General features: G+C 51.1%; 1 rRNA gene. It reads right to left on the reverse strand.

The features are described from left to right. Positions 1-1,847: ribosomal RNA gene (locus tag AB6D07_RS22910) — 23S ribosomal RNA — on the reverse strand; the annotation flags it as partial.

The raw sequence follows: 1,847 nt of genomic DNA on the forward strand, positions 1-1,847 counted from the left end.
CCAACGTTAGAACATCAAAACTACAAGGGTGGTATTTCAAGGACGACTCCACCACATCTAGCGACGCGGTTTCATAGTCTCCCACCTATCCTACACATGTAGGTTCAATGTTCAGTGCCAAGCTGTAGTAAAGGTTCACGGGGTCTTTCCGTCTAGCCGCGGGTACACTGCATCTTCACAGCGATTTCAATTTCACTGAGTCTCGGGTGGAGACAGCGTGGCCATCATTACGCCATTCGTGCAGGTCGGAACTTACCCGACAAGGAATTTCGCTACCTTAGGACCGTTATAGTTACGGCCGCCGTTTACCGGGGCTTCGATCAAGAGCTTCGACCGAAGTCTAACCCCATCAATTAACCTTCCGGCACCGGGCAGGCGTCACACCGTATACGTCATCTTACGATTTTGCACAGTGCTGTGTTTTTAATAAACAGTTGCAGCCACCTGGTATCTGCGACTCTCGTCTGCTCCATCCGCAAGGGACTTCACTGATAAGAGCGTACCTTCTCCCGAAGTTACGGTACCATTTTGCCTAGTTCCTTCACCCGAGTTCTCTCAAGCGCCTTGGTATTCTCTACCCGACCACCTGTGTCGGTTTGGGGTACGATTCCTTACAATCTGAAGCTTAGAGGCTTTTCCTGGAAGCATGGCATCAATGACTTCACTACCGTAGTAGCTCGACATCGTATCTCAGCGTTAAGAAAGTCCGGATTTACCTAAACTTTCCGCCTACGTACTTGAACCTGGACAACCGTCGCCAGGCCCACCTAGCCTTCTCCGTCCCCCCATCGCAATTGTAAGAAGTACGGGAATATTAACCCGTTTCCCATCGACTACGCCTTTCGGCCTCGCCTTAGGAGTCGACTTACCCTGCCCCGATTAACGTTGGACAGGAACCCTTGGTCTTCCGGCGAGGGAGTTTTTCACTCCCTTTATCGTTACTCATGTCAGCATTCGCACTTCTGATACCTCCAGCAGCCCTTACAGACCACCTTCAACGGCTTACAGAACGCTCCCCTACCCCACATACCCTAAGGTACGTAGCCGCAGCTTCGGTGTATAGCTTAGCCCCGTTACATCTTCCGCGCAGGCCGACTCGACCAGTGAGCTATTACGCTTTCTTTAAATGATGGCTGCTTCTAAGCCAACATCCTGGCTGTCTGAGCCTTCCCACATCGTTTCCCACTTAGCTATACTTTGGGACCTTAGCTGGCGGTCTGGGTTGTTTCCCTCTCCACGACGGACGTTAGCACCCGCCGTGTGTCTCCCGGATAGTACTTACTGGTATTCGGAGTTTGCAAAGGGTTGGTAAGTCGGGATGACCCCCTAGCCTTAACAGTGCTCTACCCCCAGTAGTATTCGTCCGAGGCGCTACCTAAATAGCTTTCGGGGAGAACCAGCTATCTCCAGGTTTGATTGGCCTTTCACCCCTAGCCACAAGTCATCCGCTAATTTTTCAACATTAGTCGGTTCGGTCCTCCAGTTGATGTTACTCAACCTTCAACCTGCCCATGGCTAGATCACCTGGTTTCGGGTCTAATCCTAGCAACTGTACGCCCAGTTAAGACTCGGTTTCCCTACGGCTCCCCTAAACGGTTAACCTTGCTACTAAAATTAAGTCGCTGACCCATTATACAAAAGGTACGCAGTCACACCACGAAGGTGCTCCTACTGCTTGTACGTACACGGTTTCAGGTTCTATTTCACTCCCCTCACAGGGGTTCTTTTCGCCTTTCCCTCACGGTACTGGTTCACTATCGGTCAGTCAGTAGTATTTAGCCTTGGAGGATGGTCCCCCCATATTCAGACAGGATATCACGTGTCCCGCCCTACTCGTTTTCACTGAT

Origin of the sequence: Vibrio sp. 10N.239.312.C11, from assembly GCF_041466065.1 — a bacterium.
GTDB classification, from domain to species: domain Bacteria; phylum Pseudomonadota; class Gammaproteobacteria; order Enterobacterales; family Vibrionaceae; genus Vibrio; species Vibrio tasmaniensis_A.